Origin of the sequence: Reyranella sp., from assembly GCF_965227665.1 — a bacterium.
GTDB lineage: Bacteria > Pseudomonadota > Alphaproteobacteria > Reyranellales > Reyranellaceae > Reyranella.
On the sequence record NZ_OZ245767.1, the window covers coordinates 2,630,057 to 2,656,360 of the forward strand.

Below are 26,304 nucleotides of genomic sequence, written 5' to 3' on the forward strand. Positions count from 1 at the left end.
GTCTCTGGGCAGTCATGTCGTTGGCGGATCAAGCAAGACCCAAAGTCGAGAGATCTTGCCATTCTCGACTTCTGCAACGTCCGTTCCTGTCACAGTAACAGGACCATCCTTGGGCCCGGCTTGCCAGCGCAGGCTTCCCATTCCGTGATGTCCAACGGCCGGCGCACAAGCCGCGAAGCTGAACGAGGGCCCGAATTGCTCCAACAGCTTGCCCGCAACATCGGAGATCGCCGCGCGGCCCGTCACCACGTTATCGGGTTCGTACATCACAGGCTCCGCCACGAAGAGCTCGGCGACGGCAGCCGCGCGCTTCGAAGCGTCACGCTCGCTGAAAACGCGCTCAAGATTGGAACGCAGCAGGAATTCGTAGTCGACTTTTTGCGCGTCGCTCATTGTCTCCCGCCCTCGCATCTCGGTCCGCAGGCCCTGTCGGATACATCGAGCAAGATAGGTGCCCCACGTAACGACACGACCAGAAAGTTCGTCCTGGCAGGCGCGTTGGCGAGCCGCCTCGTCGCCCAGACTCGAGCGCCGATGAAACGCTCGGTCACACCACCCGGAAGTTCTTGAACTGCCAGGGATCGGACTTGTCGAGGTCCTCGGGGAAGAGATCGCCACGGCCTTGCAGCGGGGTCCAGTCGCTGTACTTGCCGACGACCGGGCCGAGATAGGGCATGCAGATCTCGAGGTTGCGCTGGAAGTCCATCTCATCGGCCTCGACGATGCCCTCGTTCGGGTTCTCGAGCGCCCAGATGATGCCCGAGAGCACCGGCGCCACGACCTGGATCGAGGTCGCGTTGTTGTAGGGCGCGAGCTTGCGCGCCTCGTTGATGTCGATCTGCGAGCCGTACCAGTAGGCGCCCTTCTTGTGGCCCATCAGCAGCACGCCGAGCTCGTCGCGGCCCGAGGTCACCTCGTCGACGATCAGGCGCTGGCGCTTCTGCTGCTTCAGGTTCTTGCCCGCCAGTTCGTGCATCGACATGATCGCCTGGTCGCACGGGTGATAGGCGTAGTGCACGGTCGGGCGATAGACGGCCTTCTTGCCGTCATGCACCGTCAGGTAGTCGGCGATCGAAATCGATTCGTTGTGCGTGATGATGTAGCCGTGGAACGGCCCCTCGATCGGCGTCCAGGTGCGCACCTGGGTGAGCAGGCCCGGACGGTTCAGGTAGATCGCAGCGTCGCAGCCGAAGGTGTGGCGCTTGCCGTCGGGCGGCAGTGTCTTCTCGTGCGTGCCCCAACCCATCTCGGCGGGCTGGCCGCCCTCGGACACGAAGCCGTCGATCGACCAGGTGTTGACGAACTCGCCCACTTCCTTCGGCTTGGGCGAGACCTGCGTGTCGCGCTCGGCGATGTGGATCACCTTGACACCCAGGCGCTGGGCGAGCTTGCCCCAGCCCTCGCGCGTGGTCGGCACCGCGGCCTTCACGCCGGTGTCGCGCGCCACGTTCATCAGGGCCTGCTTGGTGAAGTGCGAGACCAGGCCCGGATTGGCGCCATGGGCGACCACCGCCGTCGAGCCGCCCTTGTGACGGGCCTTGAGCTTCATCATCGTGTCGCGCAACGCGTAGTTCGAGCGGCGCGAGACCGAGAGGTTGGGATCGGAATAGCCACCCGGCCACGGCTCGATGCAGGTGTCGAGGTAGAGGACGCCCTTCTTCTGGCAGAGCTCGATCAGCGCGGTCGACGCGACCTCGACCGAGAGATTGACCAGGAAATCGCCCTGGCCCAGCCGGTTGTCGAGCGTCGAGCGGACATTGGACTCGGTCAGGCGCTTCTCGACGAACTCGACACCGAAGCGCTCGGCCTCGTCCTCGCCGCCGCGCATGTCGTCGGTGATGATCGTGATCTGCTCGGGCTTGATGCCGATATGGCGGAGGATCAGCGGCAGCACGCCCTGGCCGATCGAGCCGAAGCCCACCATGACCATGCGGCCATGGAAATCGAGGTACTTCTTCGTCGAGGGCTTGCGCGCAGTCTTCTTCGCCATTTCAGCGTCCCCGTTCCTTGTTGAGCAGTCAGTAAAAACAGCAACGGGGCCTTTCTCAAGGCCCCGTCGTTCCGTACGCCCGAATTGTGTCAGTTCAGATGCAGACCGCCTTGAGCGGCGCGAAGCCGTTGAACGCGACCGAGGAGTAGGTCGTCGTGTAGGCGCCGGTCGAGAGGATCTCGACCTTGTCGCCCGGCTTCAGGGACAGAGGCATTTTGTACTCCGTCTTTTCATAGAGGATATCGGCGGAGTCGCAGGTCGGGCCGGCCAGCACCACCGGGCCCATGCGCGTGCCCTCGCCGGGCGTGCGCAGCCGGTACTTGATGCTCTCGTCCATCGTCTCGGCCAGGCCCGAGAACTTGCCGATGTCGAGGTAGACCCAGCGCTTGCGGTCGCCGGCTGCCTTGCGCGAGACCAGCACGACCTCGCTCTGGATCACGCCGGCATCGCCCACCATGGAACGGCCCGGCTCGATGATGACCTCGGGCATGCGGTTGCCGAAGTGGCGCACCAGCGCGCGGGTCACCGCGTCGCAATAAGCCTCGATGCCGCTCACCTCGGAGCGATAGCGCGCCGGGAACCCGCCGCCCAGATTGACCATGCGCAGGTCGACGCCCGCTTCGGCCAGCGCGAAGAACATCTGCGAGACCTGGCCCAGCGCCTTGTCCCATTGGTCGAGGTCGGTCTGCTGGCTGCCGACATGGAAGGAGATTCCATAGGCGTCGAGGCCCCAGTCCTTGGCCTTGCGCAGCAGGTCCTTCGCCATCTCCGGCGCGCAGCCGAACTTCTTGCTGAGCGGCCATTCGGCGCCGCCGCAATCGACCAGCACGCGGCAGAACACGCGGGCGCCCGGCGCCACGCGGGCGAGCTTCTGCAGCTCCGCCTCGCTGTCGAAGGCGAACAGGCGCACGCCCTGCTGGTAAGCCCAGGCGATGTCCTTTTCCTTCTTGATCGTGTTGCCGAAGGAGACGCGGTCCATCGCGACGCCGGTCGCCTGGATCATCTCGATCTCGCCGCGACTCGCCGTGTCGAACTTGGAACCCGCCGAGGCCAGACGAGCCAGCACCTGTGCGGCCGGGTTGGCTTTCACGGCGTAGAAGATGTGCGCCGTCGGCAGCAGCTCGCGCATGCGGCGGAAGTTGTTCTCGACCACGTCGAGGTCGATCACGAGGCAGGGGGTCTCGGGCTGCTGCTCGCGGAGATAACGGAAAATACGCTCGGTCATCGCTGGGGGGTTCCCCGTCTGGATTGTCAGCTTGTCGGAAGAGATCGAACGACGACGTACGGCGCCAAGCGTGGCGCGATACGTCAGCCGATACTCGACTGAGCTAAGATCCGTTTATGCGGCTGAGCGAGGAAGGAGGCCCGAGCGAGGGTCGGGCAAATGACATAATAGCGGGGAACGCGCCCCGCGCGGTATGCAACCATCTCAGAAGCTCCTTCCCGGACCCGGCTCGAAACCGGCACTGCCAAAAAGAACACTTTCCGTCGTTGCGTAACCACAGAGGGCCAGCGGCACGTGCGTTGGGCGTCTTGTATGGGTGCTATCTACAACTAATCGACCTGGTTACAAGCGGAATCTGCCTCGCCCCGGAAATTTCGATGCACGCGTGACGCTGGCAAGACGCGTGTGCGTCAGACGCGTGGCACCGAGGAGCCCGGCAGCTTGATCGACGCGGCCAGCACGGTGAGCGGGACCAGCATCACCGACGAGCAGACGAGCGCGGTGCGGACGTCGAAGAAGTTGGCGATCTTCCCCCACAGCAGCGCGCCCAGCACCATGGCGCCGAAGAAGACCATCTGATGGACCGCCATGCCGCGCGCGCGCATGTAGTTCGGCAGGATCATCTGCACGGAAGCGCCATTGTTGGCGATGACGGTGATCCAGCAGGCGCCGTTGATGGCAACGACGGCGCCGACCACGATCGGCGTCATGGCGAGCGCCGCGACCAGCGTGGCGGCCGCCGAAACGCCCATCGCCCAGATGTTGGCACGGTCGGGACCGAGCAGGCGGTTGACCGTCGGCAGCGAGAAGGCCGCGACGACGGCACCGGTGCCAAACACGCCGTAGAGGATCCCGAACGTGAACTCGTCGAGGCCCAGCTCGAAACGTCCGATCACCGGCAGCAAGGTGCCCATGGCGATACCCGGCACGAAGAAGCAGAGACCCCGCGCGAAGATCGCCCGGAGCTCCGCCGAGCCGCGGACAAAGGCGATGCCGGCACGCGCCGCTTCGGCAAGGGTTTCGCGGCGCTGGGCGGCGCGCGCCTCGGCCGGCCGCTTCCAGGCCCGCATGGCGAGGATCACCCCCACATAGGTGAAGGCGTTGATGGCGAAGAGCAGGAAGACGCCGACCAGGCCGAGCAGAAGCTGGCCGATGACCGGGCCGATGGTGCGGGCGAGATTGAAGCCGGCGCTGTTCAGGGCGATGGCCGGGCGCAGCTGCGGTCCGGTCACGATCTCCGGCACCACGGCATGCCAGGCCGGCGCGTTCATCGCGTTGCCCAGCCCCATGCAGAAGGACAGCGCCAGCAGGTTCCAGTGGTTGAGCTGCCCGAGGAAGGCCAGCACCGCCAGGGTCGCGGCCACGCCCATCATCCAGACCTGGCAGCCCATGATGTAGCGGCGGCGGTCGAAGCGGTCGGCCAGGATCCCGGCGAAGAAGCAGAACAGGAACATCGGCAGCGTGCCGGCAGCGGCAAGCAGGGCCACGAAGATCGGCTCCTGCGTCAGGCTGGTCATCTCCCAGGCCGCGCCCGTGGTCTGCATCCAGCCGCCGACGTTGGACATCAGGTTGGCGATCCACATCGCCAGGAACGACCGGTTGGCGAGAGGGGCGAAGGCCGAGGGCGGCTTCGGCGGCCGCGCGGGCGCCGGCGCGTTCACCCGTGCAGCGCCTTCTCGTAGATGCGGTGGGTCTTGTAGTGCACCCCGCCGACCGAGCGGATGATGTTGTTGGTCGCCTTGTTGTCCTCGAGGATCCAGCCCAGTTCCGCCGAGGTCTTGCCCAGCCGCTTGCCGTTCGCCCGCAGCGCATCGATGGCGATCATGGCGAGGCCGGCGCCCAGCAGCGGATGGTTGCGGAACTTCTTCTTCACGCCCATCAGCGGCACCCGCGTGCTGCCGACACCGGCGATCTTGAGGCGCCACAGCAGCTTGGCGAGATTGATGGGCCCCAGCTTGCCGTCGAATTCCGCGACCGCCTCGTAGACGTTGGTGAGCGCCACGATGAACGCCACGCTCTCGTCGTCGACATCCACGAACACCGCGAGCTCGGGCACGATCACCGGTCCGAAAGCCTTGGAGGCATGGTCGATCTCGGCCTGGGTGAAGGGCACGAAGCCCCAGTTGTCGCTCCAGGCGTCATTGAAGATGGAAACCAGGGTGCGCACCTCGGCGTCGAACATCTTCATGTTGGCCGTGCGCACCTTTACGCGGCCTTCCAGCCCGCCACGCTTCAGCAGCTTGGCGCCGATCGTCTCCGGCGCGTTCTGAACGTCGTAATCGTAGGAGAAGACGTCCTTGGCCTTCCCATAGCCGCAGGCTTCGACCCGGGGCCCGGCATAGGGCGGATCGTAGGGCACCAGCAGGACGGGCCGGCTGTCGAAGCCGTGGATCAGCAGCCCCACCTCCTCGTTCACCGAGAGGCTGAACGGGCCGGTCACGTGCTGCATGCCCCTGGCCCGCAGCCAGCCCTCGGCCGCCGCGAACAGGGCGGCGAAGATCGCCGGATCGTCCTCGGCCGCCAGGCAGCCGAAATGGCCAGTGCTGTCGTTGTATCGCTCGAGATGCGCGCGATCGATCTGGGCCGAGATCCGGCCGACAACCGTGCCGGCCCGCCGCGCCAGGAAGAAACGCACCTCGACATGCTCGAACAGCGGGTTCTTGCCGGGCGTGAAGGCTTCCCGCCGCTCGACGTCGAGCGGCGCGACGTAGCCCTTGTGGCCGGCATAGAGACGCTTGGGGAGTGCGATGAAGGCGTTCAGGTCGGCCTTGGACTCGACCGGGGAGACCGTGATGTCGGACGAAGCCATTGACGCCTCAGGCTGCCAGAGCGGACGGCGCGCCGCCGTTGAACACGATGCGGCCGTCGGGTTCGCAGCCCGTGCCGTCGGCTTTGAGCGCGCGGATGTCGAGGGTGATCCGCCAGCCCGCGGTCTCGCGCGCGATCCGGATCAGGTGATAGCGCGCGCGGCCGTACTTGCTGTCCGGCGCCGCCGACGCCGAGGTGACGCCGACCACCGGGATCTCTTTCTGCGGACCCGCGATGCGAGCGACTTCGCTGCGATGGTTGTGACCGTGCAGCACGATCTCGCAGCCGACCCGCCGGATCATCGCCTGGAAGGCGGCGGCGTCGGTCAGCCGCTTGAAGCGCGATTCTGTGGTGAGCGGCGGATGATGGATCATCACAACGCGGCAGAGCCCTTCGCGGCCGAGTTCCTCGAGCAGCTTCCCGGCGGCCGCAATCTGCGCTTCGCCCAGGGTGCCGGTCGCGAAGAACGGCGGCTTCGGCGCGCCGCTGTTCAGCCCGACCAGGGCCACCGGCCCGCGCCGGCGCACGGTGGGAAACACCGTGAAGTCGGTGGCCGGCGGCTGCCCGTCGCCCGCCATGTAGGCGCCCCAGCGCCCGAGCCCCTCGCGCCACAACGTGGCGACGTAGACGTCGTGGTTCCCGGGAACGATCGTGACGCGGTCCGGCCCGCCGAGCGTGGCGAGCCACGTCGAGGCGCGGGCGAATTCGTCGGGCAGCGAGATGTTCACGAGATCGCCGGTCAGCGCGATATGGTCGGGCTTCTGCGCCGCGATATCGGCCACGATGCCGGCCAGCGCCTCGGGGCGATGGAGCTGCACGCGATTGCGCCACCAGTTGAAGTAGCCGGTGGCGCGCTTGCCCAGGAGATCGACGACGCGCGCCTGCGGCATCGGCAGATGCGGATCGGACAGATGCGCGAGGGTGAACATGGCAGATGCGCCCCTAGCGGGCGCCGCCCACCACGCGGAGCGTGCGGTCGTCGAGGACGCCGAGCTGGCGGCCGATGCCGGTCATGACCTCGATCATGTGCTCAAGCTGCTCCTTGGTGTGCACGGCGCAGACCGAGCAGCGCAGCAGCGACACGCCGTTGGGCGTCGCCGGCGGCACGGCCACGTTCACATAGATGCCGGCATCGAGCATCGCCCGCCAGAAGCCGATGGCGGTCATGCGGTCGGGCAGATGCACGCCGACCACCGGCCCGTGCTCGGGGCCGAGCTTGAAGCCCTTGGCTGCCAGGCCTTCGTACAGCGTGGCGACGTTGGACCAGAGCTGGGTGCGCAGCTCCGGCTTGGCCTTCACCACCTTCAAGGCCTGGCGCACCGACGCCACGATCGACGGCGGCAGCGATGCCGTGAACATGTAGGAGCGCACCGTGACGCGCAGGATGTCGAAGTCCGGATCGTCCGAGACGCAGTAGCCGCCGATCGCACCCAGGGTCTTGGAGAAGGTGCCGACGATGAAGTGGCAATCGTCGATCACGCCCGTCGATTCGCAGAGACCGCGGCCATTGTCGCCCAGCGCGCCCAGCGAATGGGCCTCGTCGACGATCACGTAGGCGCCGTACTTCTTGCAGACGTCGATGAACTCGCGCAGCGGCGCGCTGTCGCCCAGCATCGAATAGATGCCTTCCAGCACGACCACGCGGTTGCCCGGACGGTCGCCCAGCCGGCGCAGCCGCGCCTCGAGGCTGGACGGGTCGTTGTGCTTGAAGCGCACGACCTCGGCCTGCGTCATCTTGCAGGCGTCGTAGATCGAGGCATGGCTGTCGGCGTCGATCAGAAGCTGGTCGCCCTCGCCGGCAAGGGTCGAGATCAGGCCGAGATTGGCCTGGTAGCCGGTCGTGAAGACCATGCAGTGCTTCTTGCCGTAGAACTCGGCGATTTCCTGCTCGAGCGCCACATGCTCGGTGTAGCTGCCGTTGGCGATGCGCGAGCCCGTCGTACCGGTGCCCTCGGCGCGGATCGCCTCGATGGCGGCTTCCATGCAGCTCGGGTCGAAGGTCAGGCCGAAATAGTTGTTGGTGCCGACCAGCAGCATCTTGCGGCCGTTGATGATCGCCTCGGTCGGCGACAGCACCCGCTCCATACGGATCTGGAACGGGTCGTAGCCGGTGGTCCGAACGTCCCGATAGGCCTCGAGCAGGCCCGCATGCCGATCGAACAGGCCCATGGCTAACGCCGGGCGCAGAGCTTCTGGATGGTGTCCGCGAGCTGGTCGACGGTGTGAATCTCGGCCACCACGTTCATGGGGATCGAGATGTCGAAGTGATCCTCGAGCTCCATCACCATGTCCATGATGGCGAGCGAATCGATGGTCAGATCCTTGGCGATCACGGTGTCGCCCGTGATGGGGCGCTCGCCGGTCTGGAAGGGCGCCAGGTGACGACAGATTTCGCGGATGACCTCCCCGCGCGACTGGCCGCTGACGCGGGCGCGTTCGAGGGTGTCGGTCATGCCGTCGGTTTCGACGATCATTTGATGGGCAGTGCGCAAAACGCTCTCCAGTGCCCGGGGGTGGGCGGTCACCTTGTGCCAGAAACAGCGATTTCTAGTGAAATGACAAATTGTTACGCCGTGTTTCACACGTCCTATAGCCAGTGCTTCGCGCGATACCACAAGATCGTGTCCCGGAAGCCGGACGTGAGGTCATAACGGGGCTGGAAGCCGATCGCTGCGGCCAGCCGCCGGTCGGCGGCCGACCAGTCCGGGTGAAAGATCTCGCTCACCTTCCCGCGGGTCAGGATCTGCGCCCCCGCCCCCAGCGCCTGCCGCAGTTCGTTCCAGCGGGCGATGCCGGCCATGACACCCCGGGGCACGGAGAGGCGAAACGGGCGTCGCCCCAGCGCCGTGCCGGCCGCCGCAGCCATGTCGGCATAGGTATAGGTCCGGCCATCATCGATCTCGTAGGTCGAGTTCGCCGGCGGTCGCTCCAGGGTCAACGCCAGTACCTCGGCCAGGTCCGCAACATGGATGAGCGACAGGCGCGCGTCCGGCACTCGAGGCTGCGGCGCAATGCCAGAGTTCACCGCTCGGAAATAGGCCAGGGTCTCCCTGTCGCCGGGTCCGTAGACTGCCGGAGCCCGCACGATCGTCCAGGGGCCACTGCGGGTCGCCACCACTGCCTCTCCCGCGCGCTTGCTTGCGCCGTAGGCAGAAAGCTGCGGCGCGCGGGCGGCCAGCGAGGACAGCAGGACCAGGTGGGCGTCGGGCGCCAGGGCGGACAGCAGCGCCGCGCTGTCGCGGTTGACCGGCAGGAAGTCCCGCTCCGCCTTGGCCTTGATCAGCCCGGCGGCGTGGACGACCGCATCCGCCCCCTCGACCAGCTGGCGCAGGGCCTGTTCGGAGGAGACGTCGCCCAGCACGAGATCGGCATCGACGCCGGCCAGCGACGGCAGCGGCGACCAGCGGCGAACCAGCAGGCGCAATCGCCAGCCGCGGCGCGCGAGGGCGGCCACGAGATGGGGGCCGACAAAGCCGGTGGCCCCGGTGACGGCGACCAGCCTGCCCATGGCGAGCGGTCAGGCCGCCTCGGGTTTCGGCGCGTAGAGGCCGGCGAGGTAGTTGGCCTTGGTCCGGGCGCGCGACAGCTTGCCGGACGAGGTGGTCGGCAGGCCCATGGTCGGCGGCACCAGCGCCACGTCGCAATCGACGGCGATCGCCTCGCGCACGGCGCCGGCCACGTCGCGGGCCAGATCGCTCCGGCCCTGCTCGCCCGAGACCCGCGCCAGCACGGCCACGACCACCCGTTCGCCCTCGCCGGTATCGATCGAAAAGGCCGCCGCGTCGCCGTTCTTGACGACACGCTTGGCTTCGATCGCCCACTCGATGTCCTGCGGCCAGACATTGCGGCCGTTGACGATGATCAGGTCCTTGGCGCGGCCGGTGACGACGATCTCGCCGTCGAGCAGGTATCCGAGATCGCCGGTGTCGAGCCAGCCATCCACCAGGACCTCCCGGCTGGCATCCGGCTCGCCGAAATAGCCCGGCATGATGGAGGGGCCGGAGACGAAGATGCGGCCCACTTCGCGATCGGCCAGCACGGCGCCGTCGGGACCGCGCACCTCGAGGCGATGGCCCGGCAGGACTCGGCCGCAGATCACGAAGCGGCGCGCCCGGCCATGGTCGTTCGGGTCCGCCGCCGGCACGGCGCGCTGGGTTTCCGCCAGCGCCGTGCGGTCGACCGCATCGGTGCGCACACCCGTGTCGTGGGGGCAGAAGGTGATGGCGAGGCAGACCTCGGCCATGCCGTAGCTCGGAATGAAGGCGGTCGCGTCGAAGCCGAACGGCTGGAAGGTCGCCGCGAAACGCTCCAGCACGTCGGCCCGCACCATGTCGCCGCCGATGCCGGCATGACGCCAGCAGCGCAGGTCGAGATCGGGCGGCACCTGCGCCGCCCCGCGCCGCACGGCGAGGTCGTAGCCGAAGCTGGGACTGTAGGAGATGGTGTTCCGGTTGCGCGAGATCAGATTCAGCCACTGCATCGGCCGGCGGGCAAAATCGCGCGGCGTCAGGTAGTCGATCGAGAGCTGGCTGGCCAGAGGGCCCATCAGGAACCCGATCAGCCCCATGTCGTGATACAGCGGCAGCCAGCTGATGGCGCGATCACCCTCGACGACGTCGAGCCCGGCCGGCCCCACCATGCCGGCGAGATTGGCCATCAGGGCACGCTGGGTGATCTGCACGCCGTGCGGGTGACGCGTGCTGCCCGACGAAAACTGGATGTAGCAGAGATCGTCGGCACCGAGCGGCCGCAGGTCGACCGGCTTCTCGGGGAGCGAATGGAGCACGTCCATGCCGCCGTGGAGGCGGATGGCGGGGAATTCCCGCGCCGCATCGGCCAGATATCCCGCGAGATCGTCGAGCCCCACCGCGGCCACGGCACCCGATGCCGCGAACTGGCGGCGCAGCTGGTCGAGATAGGCGTCCTTGCCGCCGATCCCGACGGGAATGGAAACCGGGACAGGCAGCAGGCCGGCATACTGGGCGCCGAAGAAGGAATCGAAAAAGCCCGGCCAGGTGTCGGCCGTGATCAGGATGCGTTCGCCGCGCGCAAAACCGGCGCCGATCAGCTTGCGGGCAACGACCTGTGCCCGGTCACGGATCTCGCGCCACGGGAGGGCCGAGAGCTGCTCGCCCTTGGCATTATAAAAGGTCACCCCCGTCTCGCCCTTCGCCGCATAGTCGAGCATCGCCGGCACCGAGGCGAAGCCGGCGCGATGAAGGGGCAGCGTGGAATTGCGAGTGGGCAGCAGTTTCATCGGAAGGCGGGTCTCCTAGCAGAGGGGTCGAGGCCCCTCAAGACGGCCGCCGCCGCCGGAGGCCACAAGTTGACACACCCGGACCCCGGTAAGATAGTGCCCGCCCCTCGCCAAAACCCGGAGTTTCCAGCCCGGAATCGTCGGATCGGCGGGGGTTTTTGATTTTTGAGGGAGGCTCGCTGTGATTACGGCTGTGATGCCGACGTACGGTCGCAAGGACGTCGTGTTCGAACGCGGAGAGGGCAACTATCTCTACGCGGTGGACGGCCGACGTTACCTGGACTTCACGTCCGGCATTGCCGTGAACGCGCTGGGCCACTGCCACCCCTATCTGGTGAAGGCGCTGACCGAGCAGGGCTCCAAGCTCTGGCACACGTCGAACCTGTTCCGGGTCGGCAACGGCGAGAAGCTGGCCAAGCGGCTGGTCGAGAACTCGTTCGCCGACACGATGTTCTTCTGCAACTCGGGTGCGGAAGCCATCGAGGGTGGCATCAAGCTGATCCGCAAGTATCAGTACATGAACGGCCAGCCGCAGCGGTACAAGATCGTCTGCTTCCAGGCGGCGTTCCACGGCCGCCTGCTGAACGCGCTCGCCGCCACCGGCAACGAGAAGTATCTCGAAGGCTTCGGCCCGCCGGCCCCCGGCTACCGCCACGCGCCGCTGAACAACACCAACGTCGTCCGCGACATGATCGACGACGAGACCGCCGGCATCCTGGTCGAGCCGATCCAGGGCGAGGGCGGCATCCGCGCCACCACCCCGCAGTTCCTCAAGGATCTGCGCGCCATCTGCGACGAGTTCGGCCTGCTGCTGTTCTACGACGAGATCCACACGGGTTTCGGCCGGACCGGCAAGCTGTGGGGCTATGACTGGTCGGGCGTGAAGCCCGATGTCGCCGCGATCGCCAAGGGCATGGGCGGCGGCTTCCCGATCGGCGCCTTCATGGCGACCGAGAAGGCGGCGGTCGGCATGGTCCCCGGCACGCACGGCTCGACCTATGGCGGCAACCCGCTGGCCACCGGCGTCGCCAACGCCGTGCTCGACGTCCTGCTGGCGCCCGGCTTCATCGAGGACGTGCGCGAAAAGGGCGAGTACCTGAAGGGCAAGCTCGAGGAACTCTGCAGGAAGCATCCCTCGGTGTTCGTCGAACAGCGCGGCATGGGATTCCTGCAGGGCATTCAGTGCGCCCCGTCGGTGCCGGTCGGCGACATGGTCAACAAGCTGCAGTCGCTGGGACTCCTGGTCCCGCCGGCCGGCGAGAACGTGATCCGCATCTTCCCGGCCCTGATCGCCGACAAGGCCGCGCTCGACGAGGGCATCGCCATTCTCGGCCAGGCGGCGGAGTCGTTCGAGGCGGCGGCGAAGGCCGCCGAGTAGCCATGTCGACTCCCAAACACTTCCTCGACCTGGACCAGGTCGATCCCAAGACGCTTCGCCAGATCCTGGATCGCGGCAAGGCGATGAAGAAGGCGCGGGCCAACGGCGGGCACGACCAGCCGCTGGCCGGCAAGACGCTCGCCATGATCTTCGAGAAGCCCTCGACCCGCACCCGCGTGTCGTTCGAGGTCGGCATGCGCGAGCTCGGCGGCCAGACGATCATGCTGGGCCGCACCGACACGCAGCTCGGCCGCGGCGAGACCATCGCCGACACGGCGCGCGTGCTCAGCCGCTACGTCGACATCATCATGATGCGCACCACCGTCGAGGAGAAGCTCCTCGAGATGGCGAAGTATGCGACCGTGCCGGTGATCAACGGACTCACCGACAAGACCCATCCCTGCCAGCTGATGGCCGACGTCATGACCTACGAGGAGCATCGCGGCTCCATCGAAGGCAAGTCGGTTGTCTGGTCCGGCGACGGCAACAACATGGCGACGTCGTGGATCCATGCCGCGGTCCAGTTCGACTTCGAACTGCGCATCGCCTGCCCGCCCGAACTGACGCCGCCGGCCGACGTGGTGCAGTGGGCCGAGAAGTCCAAGGGCCGCATCTCGATCGGCCACGATCCCGAGTCGATGGTGAAGGACGCGGATTGCGTCGTCACCGACACCTGGGTGTCGATGGGCGACGAGGATCCCGACAGCCCGAGCGCCGCGCGCCGGCATAATCTGCTGCGAGCCTATCAGGTCGACGAGCGCCTGATGAAGCAGGCCAAGAAGGATGCAATCTTCATGCATTGCCTGCCGGCGCATCGCGGCGAGGAAGTGACCGCCGAGGTGATCGACGGTCCGCAGTCGGTCGTGTTCGACGAGGCCGAGAACCGCCTGCACGCCCAGAAGAGCATCCTGGCCTGGTGCCTGTCTTGAGTTCGCCATCGGGAGGACCTCCTTCCGATGACTGGGACCGCGTCCTTCCTTTCCAGCTGGACGCGCTGGGCGTTCGCGGCCGGCTGGTCCGGCTGGGCCCTGCCCTCGACGAGGTGATCGAGCGTCACGGCTATCCGCTCGCCGTGGCGCGGCCGCTCGCCGAATCGATGGTGCTGTGCGCCACGCTCGCCACCTCGCTGAAATACGACGGCATCTTCACCCTGCAGATCAGCGGCGACGGGCCGATCCGCCTGCTCGTCACCGACCTCACCAGCGACGGTGCGCTGCGCGGCTACGCGCAGTTCGATTCGTGGAAGCTCGCCATTGCGCTGGGCAGCGGCAACGAGGATGTTCCGGCCGGCTACATACCGAAGCTGTTCGGCCAAGGTCGCCTCACCTTCACCGTCGACCAGGGCCAGTATACGGAGCGTTATCAGGGCGTCGTGCCGCTCGAAGGCGCAACCCTGGCCGACTGCGCCCATACCTACTTCCGCCAATCCGAGCAGCTGCCGACCGGTATCAAGATCACGGCGCGTCGCAGCGAGACGGCCGGCCAACATCACTGGCACGCCGCTTCGCTGATGGTGCAGCAGATGCCCGAGTTCGACGCCGGCCGCATGGGCGTCGATGCCGAGCAGCGCGAGGACGACTGGCGCAAGGCCGTGATCCTGATGGCCTCGGCCACCGAGAAGGAAATGCTCGATCCGGCGCTGCCCGGAACCACCCTGCTGCACCGCCTGTTCCATCAGGAACAGCCCCGCGTTTTCGAGCGCCGCCCCTTCGCGGCCCGCTGCCGCTGCAGCCGCGAGCGCATCGACAACGTCCTGCGCTCCATCCGGCGCGAAGAGCTCGGCGATCTGCGCGACACGACCGGCCGCGTCTCGGTGAAGTGCGAGTTCTGCTCGACCGAATACACTTACGACGACAGCGACCTCGACCGCGTCTATGCGCCGGCCGCCGAGGAAGCCGATCCGTCGAAGAGCGGCTTGTCGTAGAACACCGACCACTTGACGTCGGCGTAATCGAGAACCGGGCCGCAACGTGTGAAGCCGGAACGCTCATAGACTTTCCAGGCCGCATAGTGACGGTCGCCGGTCTCCAGCACGAGACGCTTCAGCCCCTCGGCGCGCGCCATCGCCTCGACACGCGCCACGATCTGCTCACCGATCCGGCGGCCACGATGGCTCGGCCGCGTGTACATGCGCTTGACCTCGCCGATGCCGTCGCCGTGCCGCTTCAGCGCCCCGCAGGCCACCGCCACCCCACCCTCGCGCGCGATGAAGACGGTAGTGTCTTCATCGGCCATCTGCTCGACGGTCAGATGGTGGCAGTGCTCGGGCGGCGTCAGCTCCAGCAGGACGGCGTTCAGCTCGGCGACGAGCGTTCGGACTTCATCCTGTAGCGGCGTCTCGACGGCGATCGTGAGGGACATCGAAGATCGGCTCCATCACCATCAAAGACAGTCAGCCGTTCGGCATCAGCACCTGCCGGACCGTGGCGACATCCTGCAGGCGGTCGAAGCCTTCGTTGAGCTGGTCGAAGCCGATGCGCTGGCTGACCATGCGATCGACCGGCAGCTTGCCCTGCTGGTAGAGCGCGATGAAGCGCGGGATGTCGCGCACCGGCACACAGCTGCCCATGTACGAGCCCTTGATGGTTTTCTCCTCGCTGACGAGGCCGCTCTGCCTGAAAGAGAAGTCGGCGGCGATCGGCGAGAGGCCGGCGGTCACCGTCGTGCCGCCCCAGCGCGTGACGAGATAGGCCGTCTCCATCGCCTTGATGGTGCCGGCGAGATCGAAGGCATAGTCGACGCCGCCGTTGGTCAGATCGCGCACCTGCTGCACGTGATCCACGTCCTTGGCATTCACCGTGTCCGTCGCGCCGAGCTGCCGGGCGAGGCCGAGCTTCTCGTCGGAAAGGTCGATGGCCACGATGCGGCCGGCGCCTGCGAGCACCGCGCCCATCAGGCCGCTCAAGCCCACGCCGCCCAGGCCGACGATGGCCACCGAGCTGCCCGGCTCGATCTTGCCGGTGTTCACGACCGCGCCTACGCCCGTGACCACGGCACACCCGAACAAGGCCGCCACGTCGAGCGGCAGGCTGCGGTCGATGACCACGATCGAGCCGCGATCGACCACGGCATATTCGGCGTAGCAGGAAACGCCGGAATGATGGTTCACCGGCTTGCCGTCCATGTGCAGACGGTGATGGCCCGAGAGCAGCTGCCCCGCCGCGCGCGGACTGATCGAGCGCTCGCAGATATAGGGACGGCCCTCGAGGCAGCGCCGGCAGCGGCCGCAGCTCACGTTGAAGGTGAAGCAGACATGGTCGCCCACCTTCACGTCGTGCACGCCGGCGCCGACCTCGACGATCTCGCCCGAGCCTTCGTGGCCCAGCACGATCGGCACGGGGCGCGGCCGGTCGCCGTTGATCAGCGACAGGTCGGAATGGCAGAGGCCGCCGCCGCCCACCTTGACCAGGACTTCACCCTCGCCCGGCGGATCGAGATCGACTTCGACGACCTGAATGGGCTTGGACTTGGCGAAGGGGCGGGGCGCGCCGCAGACCGTGAGAACGCCGGCTTTCATCTTCATGCGATTCCTCCATCGACCCGGACCAGCGATCCGGTGGTGAAACTCGACTTGCTCGACGCGAGATAGAGCGCGGCCGTCACGATTTCCTCCGGCTGGCCGCTGCGCTTCAGCGCCGCCGTCGGGTTGGCCTTGTGCTCCTCCGGCCAGGCCTTGGACACGTCGGTCAGGAAACGGCCCGGCGAGATGGTGTTCACCCTCACCTTCGGCCCGTATTCGAAGGCGAAGGCCTCGGTGAGCGCGTTGAGCGCGGCCTTGGCGCCGGCATAAGGCGCGATCTGCGGCCGCGGGCGCAGGGCGCCGGCGCTGGAGACGTTGATGATCGAGCCTCCCTCGCCCGCCGCCATGCGGCTGCCGACCAGGGACATCAGGCGGAACGGCGCCTTGAAGTTCAGCGACACGATACGGTCGAAGAGCTGCTCCGAGGTTTCCAGCGACGAGGGGGCGAGCGGCGAGGAGCCGGCATTGTTGACCAGGATGTCGACCTTGCCGAACGCCGCGTAGGCAGCCTCGACCATGCCGTCGAGTTCCTGCCAGTTGGCGACGTTACAGGCATAGGTTGCCGCATTGCGGCCCATCGCCTGCACCTCGGCCGCGACCTTGTCGCAGGTCTCCAGCTTGCGGCTGGTGATGAAGACGTCGGCACCGTGCTCGGCGAAGGCCTTCACCATCTGGTAGCCCAGCCCGCGGCTGCCGCCGGTGACGAGGGCAACCTTGCCCGTGAGATCGAAGTGGTTGGTCATGATGAGCGCCCAGTCAAAAAAGGATCATGACAGAAGCATAGCGCCACTTCCTTGCTTAGTGGCATGTCACTTGCTTAGTCTATCTTCGGAGCGAAACAGCAGGCCGTCATGAGCATCCACGTCGCGCTGCATCATCGGACGACCTATCGGTACGACCGAGCCATCGAACTGGGGCCGCAGATCGTGCGTCTGCGTCCGGCCCCCCACAGCCGGACCCCCGTCATTTCCTATTCGCTGAAGGTCACCCCGGCCCAGCATTTCATCAACTGGCAGCAGGATCCGCAGGGAAATCACCTTGCCCGGCTGGTCTTTCCCGAGAAGACCGACCTTTTCGAGGTCACGGTCGACCTGGTGGCCGACATGTCGGTCATCAATCCGTTCGATTTCTTCCTCGAACCCTCGGCCGAGACATGGCCCTTCGCCTACGACGCCTCGCTGGCCGAGGAGATCGCGCCGTTCCGCAAGCTGGAACCGCTGGGGCCGAAATTGTCGGCCTGGCTCGCCACGGTCGACCGCAAGAAACAGCGCACCATCGACTTCATCGTCGGCCTGAACGCCCGCCTGCAAAGCGAGATCGGCTACATCGTCCGGATGGAGCCGGGCGTGCAGAGCTGCGAGGAGACGCTCGCCCGCGCCAAGGGATCGTGCCGCGACACCGGCTGGCTGCTGGTCATGATCCTCCGCCATCTGGGCTTCGCCGCGCGTTTCGCCTCGGGTTACCTGATCCAACTCGTGGCCGACGAGAAGCCGCTCGAAGGCCCCGAAGGCCCGACGCACGATTTCACCGACCTCCACGCCTGGTGCGAAGTCTATCTGCCGGGAGCCGGCTGGATCGGCCTCGACCCGACTTCCGGCCTGCTGACCGGCGAAGGTCATATCCCGCTCGCCTGCACGCCAGAGCCGTCGAGTGCAGCACCGATCGAAGGCGCGCTCGAGAAGGCCGAGGTCGAGTTCGAGCACGCGATGACCGTGACGCGCGTCCGCGAAACGCCGCGCACCACCAAGCCCTACACCGAAGAACAATGGGCGACCCTGCTCAAGGTCGGTGAGGCGATCGAGCGCGACATCGGCAAGCATGACGTGCGCCTCACCATGGGCGGCGAGCCGACGTTCGTGTCGGTCGACGACATGGACGGACCGGAATGGAACACGCTGGCACTGGGCCCCGAGAAGCGGCGGCTGGCGGGCGTGCTGTTCCGCAAGCTCGCGCACCGCTTCGCGGCGGGACCGCTGCTGCATTTCGGTCAGGGCAAATGGTATCCCGGCGAGCAGCTGCCGCGCTGGGCGCTCGGCTGCTACTGGCGCAAGGACGGCGAGCCGATCTGGCGCAACCCGCAGCTCTACGCGCTCGAGTCCAAGCCGGTCGGCGCCACCGTAGAGGCCGCACACCGGTTCGCTCTCGCCTTCGCGCAACGCCTCCAGCTCGACCCCGACTATCTTTTCCCGGCCTACGAGGACACCTGGTACTATCTGTGGCGCGAACGGCGCCTGCCCAGCAACGTCGTGGTCGACGAAGCCAAGGTGAAGGATCCGCTGGAACGCGAGCGCCTGGCACGCGTCTTCGAGAAGGGGCTCGAAAGCTCGGTCGGCTACGTGCTGCCGGTCATTCGGGATCACAATGGGCGCGACCATAACGGGCGCGGCAACGGGCATGGTCATGCCCCTCGCTGGAAGAGCGGTCCGTGGTTCCTGCGGTCCGAGAAGTGCTACCTGATCCCCGGCGATTCGCCGATTGGCTACCGCCTGCCGCTCGATTCGCTGCCCTGGGCGGCGCCGGGCGACACCGACATCATCGTCCAGCCCGATCCCATGGCGCCGCATCCCGACCTGCCGCCGCTCGATGCGTTCCGGCGTGCGCCGGTTCTGCGCCGGCAGGAACCGGGATTTGCGGGCGATACGGCCGGCGATGCCGAAGCACGCCGGGAGGCCTGGCGGCGCGCGCTGGCTCCGAACACGGGCCTGGGGCCCGCGATCGGCTCATCGGCCGCCGGCATCGTGCGCACCGCGATGGCCTTCGAGCCGCGCGACGGCCATCTCCACGTCTTCATGCCGCCGACCGAACGCATGGAAGACTATCTCGATCTCGTGACGGCGCTCGAGGACACCGCCGAGGAACAGGGCCAGCCGATCTTCATCGAGGGCTACACACCGCCCGGCGATTCGCGGGTACTGCACTTCAGCGTCACGCCCGATCCCGGGGTGATCGAGGTCAACATACATCCCTCCGCGACATGGACCGAGATCGTCGAGCGCACCGAGATCGTCTACGAGGAAGCGCGCACGACCCGGCTCGGCGCCCAGAAGTTCATGATCGACGGCCGCCATACCGGCACCGGCGGCGGCAACCATGTGGTACTGGGCGGCCCTTCCGCCGCCGACTCGCCGATCCTGCGACGCCCCGACCTGCTGAAGAGCCTGCTGGGCTACTGGCTGAACCATCCGTCGCTCTCGTATCTCTTCTCCGGCCTGTTCATCGGCCCGACCAGCCAGCATCCGCGCGTGGACGAAGCGCGCAACGATGCGCTGCATGAGCTCGAGATCGCCTTCCGGCAGATCGCTCCTGGACGACAGACCCCGCCCTGGCTGGTCGATCGCGTGTTCCGCAACCTGCTGGTCGACGCGACTGGCAATGCGCATCGCACGGAATTCTGCATCGACAAGCTGTTCACGCCGGACGCCGCCGCCGGACGCCGCGGGCTGCTTGAACTGCGCGCCTTCGAGATGCCGCCGCACTGGCGCATGAGCGTGGCGCAGCAAGCGCTCCTGCGCGGCCTCGTCGCCAAGTTCTGGGACCATCCCTACGAGCGGCCGCTCAGCCGCTGGGGCACACGCCTCCATGACGATTTCATGCTGCCGCATTTCGTTTGGCAGGACTTCACCGACGTGCTGTCCGACCTCGGCGAGGCAGGTTACGATTTCTTACCGGAGTGGTTCGCACCGCATTTCGAGTTCCGCTTCCCAAGACTGGGCGAAGTGGCGCAGCGCGGGCTCGAACTCGGGCTTCGCCACGCACTGGAACCGTGGCATGTGCTGGGCGAGGAGCCGGGCGGCGGCGGCACGGTGCGCTACGTCGATTCCACGGTCGAACGGCTGCAGGTCAAGGTCGCCGGCCTGAACGAGCAGCGCCATGTCATCGCCTGCAACGGCTGGAAATTGCCGTTGCGTGCCACCGGCACGGCCGGCGAATACGTTGCGGGCGTGCGTTATCGCGCGTGGGCGGCGGCGAACTCGCTGCACCCGACCATCGGCGTGCATGCACCCCTCACCTTCGACATCCACGATACGTGGAGCGGCCGCTCGATCGGCGGCTGCACCTATCACGTGGCCCATCCGGGCGGCCGCAACTACGATCGCGTGCCTGTCAATGCCAACGAGGCCGAAGCGCGCCGCCGGGCCCGCTTCTTCGCCATCGGACATACCGGCGGCCCCTCGCCGGAACCGCGGCCGCTCGACAATCCCGAGCATCCGCTGACGCTCGACCTGCGGCGGGCCCAGGGCCTATAGTCGCCCGCCTCACAGGCAGTCCATCGTTCGCTTCCTCAATTGTTTCCGGGCCCATGGAGTCGTTGCGCGGCCTCTCTTCCTCGCCGGCGAGCGCGTACGACGAACTGGTCACCGGCCAGAAGTCGATCCGCTATCACTGGCAAGGCATCCTGAGCGTCATCCGCTCGCTGCCCAATGGGCTCGGCGAGCGGGTCGAAAGCGCACGCCGGCAGCTCGAGGAATCGGGAGCGACCGTAAACCTGCTCGACGATCGCGGCGCGGCACGCTGGACCTTCGACCCCCTGCCCATGGTCATCACGCCCGACGAATGGGCGGGCATCGAAGCGGGCCTGATCCAGCGCGCCAAACTGCTCGATCGTGTGCTGGCCGATGTCTACGGCCCGCAGACACTGCTGAAAGAGCAGCTGCTGCCGCCGATGCTGGTTCACGCCAATCGGCATTTCCTGCGGCCTGCCCGGGTCACTGACGGCGCCGCGCCAAGGCGATTCCTCGGCAACTATGCGGTCGACCTGGTGCGCCTGAGCAGCGGCCGCTGGCACGTCCTGGCCGACCATACCGAGCTGCCGGCGGGCGTGGGTTACGCTCTCGAAATGCGGCGCGTGCTGGCGCGCAGCCTGCCCGAGGCCTTCCGTTCCATTCCCGTCCGCCACCTCCGGCCCTTCGTCGATCGCTGGCACGAATCGCTGCGATCGATGGCGCCGGCCGCCGTGTCGCAGCCCAACATGGCGGTCCTCACGCCGGGCTCGCTGTCAGCCACCTATTTCGAGCACGTCTATCTGTCGCGCGTGCTCGGCGTCCCTCTGGTCGAGGGCGGCGACATGGTCGCGCGCGACGGCCAGGTCTCGATCAAGACGCTGGCCGGCCTGCGGCCCGTTCACGTGCTGCTGCGGCGCCTCGACAGCGCCTTCACCGACCCGCTGGAAATGCGTGCCGATTCCGCGCTGGGCGTCACCGGCCTGGTGGAAGCCACACGCAACGGCAAAATCTCGCTCGCCAATGCACTGGGATCGGGAGTGGTCGAGACTCCGGCCCTCATGCCGTTCCTGGAGCGGCTGAGCGAACACCTTCTGGGCGAAAAGCTGCGGATGCCGTCGCTCGACGTCTGGTGGCTGGGCGAGTCGGCGGCGCTGAGCTTCGCCCTGGCCAATCTCGACCTCATGATCGTGCGCCCCTGCCTCGGCCAGGACCGCGAGCCCATCGTCGTGGGGATGCTCGAGCCGGCCGAGCGCGCGGCACTGGTCGAGCGCATCCGTGCCCAGCCCGGTCAGTTCGTCGCCCAGTATCCCATGACGCCGTCGCTCACGCCGAAGTGGGACGGGCAGTCGCTGGTGCCTTCGGCCGTCGTGCTGCGTGCCTTCGTCGTCGCCGACCACGACACCTATCACGTGCTGCCGGGCGGCCTCGCGCGCGAGCCCGATGGCGACACCGCTTTGCGTTCGTTGAACCGCCTGCACGGCACGCTGAAGGACGTCTGGGTGCTGGCCGAGGACGCGGCCGACGTACAGCTGCCGACCACCCGGCGCTTTCACCAGTTGGCCGTCGAACGCGGCACCGCCGACCTCCAGAGCCGGGTCGCGGACAATCTCTTCTGGCTCGGCCGCTACATCGAACGCCTCGACAACGATGCGCGTCTCCTGCGCACCACGGCCGCGCGCGTCGCGCAGGGCGCCGTGGGCCCGCGCGACGCCATCGAGCTCAGGTTGCTCGGCCGGTTGCTCGACGCGGCAAACCTGATGGATCACACGTCGGCCCTGGCTCCGCCCGAGAGCGCCCTGTTCCAGCAAGGCCTGGCGGCCGTCGCCGCCGACGATCGCGGCCTCGCCACCGTGCTGGACGGCATCCAGCGGCTCACCGCCACCATGCGCGACCGCTTCTCGGTCGACATGACGACGGCCGCCGGCCCGGAGATGGTAGAGGTCCGCAAGCGCCTGCTGGCGGCGCGCGGCAACCTCGACCCGCTGCTCGCCGCCCTGGACGAGATCGTGCGCTTCGTCGCCACCCTCTCGGGTCTGGCGCAGGAAAACATGACGCGCGGCACCGGCTGGCGATTCCTCGATCTCGGGCGCCGCATCGAACGCGGGCTGCATGTGTTGACCGCCGCGCTCGGCCCCTTCACCCAGTCTCCGATCGACTGGTACGCCGCGATGCGGCTGGCGCTCGAACTGTGCGACAGCACCATCACCTATCGCACACGCTATCTCGGGCAGCTGCAGCCGGCACCCGTGCTCGACCTCGTCATCCTCGACGACGCCAATCCGCGAGGCCTGATTTTCCAGATGCGCACCATCAAGGGCCATCTCGACTACCTGGCACGCGCGTCAGGCGTCCGGGTGGCTGCGCTGCCCGATTCCCTGGAAGCCGACCTGGAAGCCGTCGTCCGCCAGTTCGGCGGCGACGAACAGGCGTGGCGCCACGAGGGGTTGGCGCTGGCCATGCTGCGCGACGTCGCGTCGGACATGGAACAGCAGCTCGACAAACTCTCGGAGGCGATCACGCGCGCCTACTTCTCCCACGTTCCGGCAGCCCAGGCCGTCGGCTCCTCGGGCGGAGACTGAGATGCAGTACCTGCTCTCGCATCGCACGACCTACACCTACGCCAGCACGGTTGATTCGGCGCACCACATCGCGCACCTGCGCGCCCGCAACTTTCCCGGCCAGAAAGTCTCCGCGATCAGCATCGACACCAACCCCGCGCCGGCCCTTGCGGTCCAGCATGTCGACCATTTCGGCAACCTCATCGACATCTACCGCATCGAGAAGCCGCACACGCGCTTCGACATCGAGGTGCGGGCCGAAGTCGACGTGCGCTTTCCCGATCCGCCAGCGGCCGGCTCGACACCGGCCTGGGAAGACATCAGGACCGCGCTTCTCGGGAACGGATTTCCCAAGCCCGTCGAGGCCAGCGAGTTCATCTACGATTCACCGCTGGTGCCGAGCGTCGAGGCGTTGCGGGCCTATGGCGCACAGTCCTTCACGCCCGGACGTCCCATCCTCGAGGCCGCGCGCGAGCTGACGTCGCGCATCAAGGCCGACTTCGAATATCATCCCGGCGCCACCGACATATCGACGCCGCTCGCCGATGTCTTCGCCGGCAAGGCCGGCGTCTGCCAGGATTTCGCCCATGTGCAGATCGCGGCCCTGCGCGCCCATGGCCTCGCGGCAGGCTACGTCTCGGGATACATCCGCACGATCCATTCGAGGGACGAACTCGCCCTGCGCGGCGCCGATGCCAGCCACGCCTGGGTGGCCGTCTGGTGCGGCGGGGAGACAGGTTGGATCCATCTCGACCCCACGAACGACCTGATCGCGCATGAGGATCACGTCGCCGTGGCCTGGGGTCGCGACTTCTCCGACGTCAGTCCGCTGCGCGGCGTCATCCTGGGCGGCGACTCCCACTCCTACGGGGTCGCCGTCACGCTCGTTCCCACGGGCTGACCCGCGCGTCCTAGCCGGCTTTAGCCCAGGAAGTCCTTCGTCCAGCGCGCATAGTCGGCGTCGCGCGTGACCTTCTTCATCAGTTCCGGACTGGCCACGCCCTGCAGCTTCGACGGCTGCGTGCCGTCGCGCAGCGCCTTCAGCGTGTCGTATACGGCCTTCACGGCCGCGGCGAACGGCTGGTGGCCCTGCAGGGCGATGCGGACGCGGCGCGCACCGAGATAGGCGAGATCGGTGAGATCGCCCGACACGCCACCGAGAATAATCGGCAGAGTCGTCGCCTCCGAGATCGCGTCGAGTTCGGCGCGGGTGCGGACGCCGACGAAGAACAGGGCATCGACGCCCGCGGCCTCGTAGGCCTTGCCGCGGGCGATCGCATCCTCGAGCCCGGTGATCGTGATCGCGCTGGTGCGGCCGGCGATGCAGAGTGCCGGGTCCTGCCGCCCGCCGAGCGCCGCCTTCATCTTGGCGACACCTTCGTCGATCGAGATCAGCCGCGGCGCGGTGGCGCCGTAGGGCGTCGGCAGATCGGTATCTTCGAGGCTGAGGCCGCAGACGCCTGCGGTCTCGAGTTCCTCGACGGTGCGGCGGGCATTCAATGCGTTGCCGTAGCCATGGTCGGCATCGACCATGAGCGGCAGGCCACCCGCCCGGTTGATGCGGTAGGCCTGGCCTGCGAACTCGCTCAAGGTGAGCACGATGAGGTCGGGTGCGCCCAGTACGGTCATGGAGGCCACGGACCCCGCGAACATGCCGATCTCGAAGCCCAGGTCCTCGGCGATGCGGGCGGAGATCGGGTCGAACACCGAGCCCGGATGGATGCAGCGCTCGCCCGCGAGCAGCGCCCGGAAACGTGTCCGGCGGTCGGTCCAATGCATGACGATCTCCCCCAATGTCCCCTTCTCTTTAGCAAAGGAGGAGGCTGCCATGCAGCGATGCATTTCGACGGGCAAACAGGACAGAGGCCGCCGCCTTGCCGGTCGCGCGGACCGGGGCGTAGCGTCCCGGCAGGGACGCACTGAAGAGTGCGCGACAGGCGCCCCAAACAAAAGCGCACGGGGGAAATGCCATGTTCGACGTTCTCGACCGGCAGACCAGACTGACCGGCAACCAGAAGAAGATCATCGCCGCGGCGGTGATCGGCGATGCGCTCGAATTCTTCGACTACTTTCTCATCGGCTTCGTTCTCGCCTTCCTGATCGGGCCGTGGAAGCTCACCTTCGGACAGTCGGCCATCGTGCTGCTGTCGTCGGGCGTCGGCGCCATTCTCGGCGCCTACATCTGGGGCTGGCTCGCCGACCGCATCGGCCGCCGCAAGGTCTTCATCGGCACCGTGCTGAACTTCTCGATCGCCACCGGCCTGCTCTACTTCACGCCGGAGAACGGCTGGATCTACATCACCATCATGCGCTTCTTCGTGGGCTTCGGCGTCGGCGGCCTCTACTGCGTCGACCTCCCGCTGGTCCAGGAATTCGTGCCGGCGCGCAAGCGCGGCTGGGTCGGCGGTCTCGTTACCTGCGTGATCCCGCTCGGCGTCGGCCTCGGTGCGGTGCTGGGCGCGTTCATGGGTGCCGATCAATGGCGCCTGCTGTTCGCCATCGGTGTGCTGCCGTCGCTCGTGGTCCTGCTGGTTCGCCTGTGGGTGCCGGAATCGCCGGTCTGGCTGGTACGCCAGGGCCGCTACGAGGAGGCACGCAAGTCGCTGGCGTGGGCGCTGCAAATGAAGCCCGAGGAGCTGCCCCTCCCGAGGGCGCCGATCGTCGAACCACCCAAGGCCAACTGGTTCGAACTCTTCAAGTATCCGCGCAGTCTGCTGGTTTCGTGGCTCGGCAATGCCGGGGCGCAGACGGGCGTTTACGGCGTCACCTTGTGGGCGCCCTCGCTGTTCGTGCTGCTCCTGAAGGTGACGCCGCAGGAAGCCGCCAAGATGATGATCCTGCTCACCGTCATGGGCTTCCTCGGCCGCCTGTCCTTCTCCTACCTGTCGGACAAGATCGGCCGGCGGGCCGGCGGCGGACTGATCGGGCTGGGCGCCGGCGTGCTCATCATCGTCGCCGGACACAACTACGACGCCACCATCATGGGCCTGTCGGCCCTGTGGCTGCTGCTGGCGCTGGCCTTCTTCTTTGCCGACGGCGGCTTCGCCATCGTCGGTCCCTACGCGGCCGAAGTCTGGCCCTCGCATCTGCGGACCACCGGCATGGGCTCGGCCTACGGGTTCGGCGGCATCGGAAAGATCATCGGGCCGCTCGGCCTCGCGCTGATCGTCGGGTCGAACAACTACCTGAAGCCCGACGTGCCGCTGCCCGAGATTCCGACCGCCTTTCTCTATCTCGGCTGCTGGTTCCTGATGGCCGGGGTGGTCTATTATTTCTTCGGGATGGAAACCAAGGGCAAGTCGATCGCGCAGATCGACAGGGAACTGGCTCCCGCCTGATGCACAC

The 26,304-nt window shown here is 67.1% G+C and carries 21 protein-coding genes; 7 read left to right on the forward strand and 14 right to left on the reverse strand.

Going from position 1 to position 26,304, the window contains the following annotated elements; translation table 11 throughout:
* Positions 1 to 12: 12 nt before the first annotated feature.
* The 10 genes from ACO07I_RS12720 to ACO07I_RS12765 all read right to left on the reverse strand — a co-directional run bounded on the left by ACO07I_RS12720 (position 13) and on the right by ACO07I_RS12765 (position 11,280).
* Positions 13 to 393, reverse strand: a complete 381-nt coding sequence (locus ACO07I_RS12720; protein ID WP_422017829.1) for a nuclear transport factor 2 family protein — start codon at positions 391 to 393, stop codon at positions 13 to 15.
* A gap of 154 nt (positions 394 to 547) precedes the next feature.
* Complete coding sequence (locus ACO07I_RS12725; RefSeq protein WP_422017831.1) at positions 548 to 1,990, reverse strand: homospermidine synthase; 1,443 nt, start codon at positions 1,988 to 1,990, stop codon at positions 548 to 550.
* Between the two features lie 94 nt (positions 1,991 to 2,084).
* Entirely contained in the window at positions 2,085 to 3,215 is a 1,131-nt protein-coding gene (locus ACO07I_RS12730; RefSeq protein WP_422017833.1) for a type III PLP-dependent enzyme, read from the reverse strand.
* 410 nt (positions 3,216 to 3,625) lie between these two features.
* On the reverse strand, positions 3,626 to 4,876 hold the full coding sequence (locus ACO07I_RS12735) for an MFS transporter (protein WP_298309057.1): 1,251 nt from the start codon (positions 4,874 to 4,876) through the stop codon (positions 3,626 to 3,628).
* Positions 4,873 to 6,024, reverse strand: coding sequence for a dATP pyrophosphohydrolase (locus ACO07I_RS12740; RefSeq protein WP_422017835.1), 1,152 nt, complete (start codon positions 6,022 to 6,024; stop codon positions 4,873 to 4,875). The genes ACO07I_RS12735 and ACO07I_RS12740 overlap by 4 nt, the downstream gene beginning before the upstream one ends.
* Before the next feature lie 7 nt (positions 6,025 to 6,031).
* Complete coding sequence (locus ACO07I_RS12745) at positions 6,032 to 6,952, reverse strand: metallophosphoesterase family protein (protein WP_422017837.1); 921 nt, start codon at positions 6,950 to 6,952, stop codon at positions 6,032 to 6,034.
* 13 nt (positions 6,953 to 6,965) lie between these two features.
* Positions 6,966 to 8,192, reverse strand: a complete 1,227-nt coding sequence (gene spt / locus ACO07I_RS12750) for a serine palmitoyltransferase (RefSeq protein ID WP_422017839.1) — start codon at positions 8,190 to 8,192, stop codon at positions 6,966 to 6,968.
* A 2-nt stretch (positions 8,193 to 8,194) separates the two neighbouring features.
* Positions 8,195 to 8,476: an acyl carrier protein gene (locus ACO07I_RS12755; RefSeq protein ID WP_296329749.1), complete on the reverse strand. Its 282-nt coding sequence runs from the start codon at positions 8,474 to 8,476 to the stop codon at positions 8,195 to 8,197.
* Positions 8,477 to 8,610: 134 nt separating this feature from the next.
* The gene (locus tag ACO07I_RS12760; protein WP_422017842.1) at positions 8,611 to 9,531 is read right to left on the reverse strand and encodes an NAD-dependent epimerase/dehydratase family protein; all 921 of its coding nucleotides are present in this window, start codon (positions 9,529 to 9,531) and stop codon (positions 8,611 to 8,613) included.
* A gap of 9 nt (positions 9,532 to 9,540) precedes the next feature.
* Positions 9,541 to 11,280: a fatty acyl-AMP ligase gene (locus tag ACO07I_RS12765; protein WP_422017844.1), complete on the reverse strand. Its 1,740-nt coding sequence runs from the start codon at positions 11,278 to 11,280 to the stop codon at positions 9,541 to 9,543.
* A 196-nt stretch (positions 11,281 to 11,476) separates the two neighbouring features.
* On the opposite strand from ACO07I_RS12765, the gene ACO07I_RS12770 reads away from it, so the two are divergent.
* From ACO07I_RS12770 to ACO07I_RS12780, 3 genes are read left to right on the forward strand one after another with little or no spacing between them, the layout of a single operon-like run.
* The gene (locus tag ACO07I_RS12770; RefSeq protein ID WP_422017846.1) at positions 11,477 to 12,658 is read left to right on the forward strand and encodes an aspartate aminotransferase family protein; all 1,182 of its coding nucleotides are present in this window, start codon (positions 11,477 to 11,479) and stop codon (positions 12,656 to 12,658) included.
* A gap of 2 nt (positions 12,659 to 12,660) precedes the next feature.
* Positions 12,661 to 13,587, forward strand: coding sequence for an ornithine carbamoyltransferase (gene argF / locus ACO07I_RS12775; RefSeq protein ID WP_422017848.1), 927 nt, complete (start codon positions 12,661 to 12,663; stop codon positions 13,585 to 13,587).
* Complete coding sequence (locus ACO07I_RS12780) at positions 13,584 to 14,582, forward strand: Hsp33 family molecular chaperone HslO (protein WP_422017850.1); 999 nt, start codon at positions 13,584 to 13,586, stop codon at positions 14,580 to 14,582. The genes argF and ACO07I_RS12780 overlap by 4 nt, the downstream gene beginning before the upstream one ends.
* Here the strand turns inward: ACO07I_RS12780 and ACO07I_RS12785 are convergent.
* From ACO07I_RS12785 to ACO07I_RS12795, 3 genes are read right to left on the reverse strand one after another with little or no spacing between them, the layout of a single operon-like run.
* Positions 14,531 to 15,019, reverse strand: coding sequence for a GNAT family N-acetyltransferase (locus ACO07I_RS12785; protein ID WP_422017852.1), 489 nt, complete (start codon positions 15,017 to 15,019; stop codon positions 14,531 to 14,533). The two genes, ACO07I_RS12780 and ACO07I_RS12785, sit on opposite strands and share 52 nt — an antisense overlap.
* A gap of 31 nt (positions 15,020 to 15,050) precedes the next feature.
* Positions 15,051 to 16,181 (reverse strand): zinc-binding dehydrogenase, encoded by a 1,131-nt coding sequence (locus ACO07I_RS12790; RefSeq protein ID WP_422017854.1) that lies wholly within the window; start codon positions 16,179 to 16,181, stop codon positions 15,051 to 15,053.
* Positions 16,178 to 16,921, reverse strand: a complete 744-nt coding sequence (locus ACO07I_RS12795) for an SDR family NAD(P)-dependent oxidoreductase (protein WP_422017856.1) — start codon at positions 16,919 to 16,921, stop codon at positions 16,178 to 16,180. The genes ACO07I_RS12790 and ACO07I_RS12795 overlap by 4 nt, the downstream gene beginning before the upstream one ends.
* Before the next feature lie 108 nt (positions 16,922 to 17,029).
* On the opposite strand from ACO07I_RS12795, the gene ACO07I_RS12800 reads away from it, so the two are divergent.
* Genes ACO07I_RS12800 through ACO07I_RS12810 form a run of 3 tightly spaced genes read left to right on the forward strand, consistent with a single transcriptional unit; the run spans position 17,030 to position 23,860 of the window.
* Positions 17,030 to 20,425 (forward strand): DUF2126 domain-containing protein, encoded by a 3,396-nt coding sequence (locus ACO07I_RS12800; RefSeq protein WP_422017858.1) that lies wholly within the window; start codon positions 17,030 to 17,032, stop codon positions 20,423 to 20,425.
* A gap of 53 nt (positions 20,426 to 20,478) precedes the next feature.
* Positions 20,479 to 22,980, forward strand: a complete 2,502-nt coding sequence (locus ACO07I_RS12805) for a circularly permuted type 2 ATP-grasp protein (protein ID WP_422017860.1) — start codon at positions 20,479 to 20,481, stop codon at positions 22,978 to 22,980.
* A gap of 1 nt (position 22,981) precedes the next feature.
* Positions 22,982 to 23,860, forward strand: a complete 879-nt coding sequence (locus ACO07I_RS12810; protein WP_422017862.1) for a transglutaminase family protein — start codon at positions 22,982 to 22,984, stop codon at positions 23,858 to 23,860.
* A 20-nt stretch (positions 23,861 to 23,880) separates the two neighbouring features.
* Here the strand turns inward: ACO07I_RS12810 and ACO07I_RS12815 are convergent, their stop codons facing one another.
* A complete protein-coding gene (locus tag ACO07I_RS12815; protein WP_422017864.1) occupies positions 23,881 to 24,738 on the reverse strand; it encodes an isocitrate lyase/PEP mutase family protein in 858 nt (285 codons plus the stop codon).
* A 191-nt stretch (positions 24,739 to 24,929) separates the two neighbouring features.
* Here ACO07I_RS12815 and ACO07I_RS12820 point away from each other — a divergent pair, with 191 nt between their 5' ends.
* Complete coding sequence (locus ACO07I_RS12820; RefSeq protein ID WP_422017866.1) at positions 24,930 to 26,297, forward strand: MFS transporter; 1,368 nt, start codon at positions 24,930 to 24,932, stop codon at positions 26,295 to 26,297.
* Positions 26,298 to 26,304: the final 7 nt, after the last annotated feature.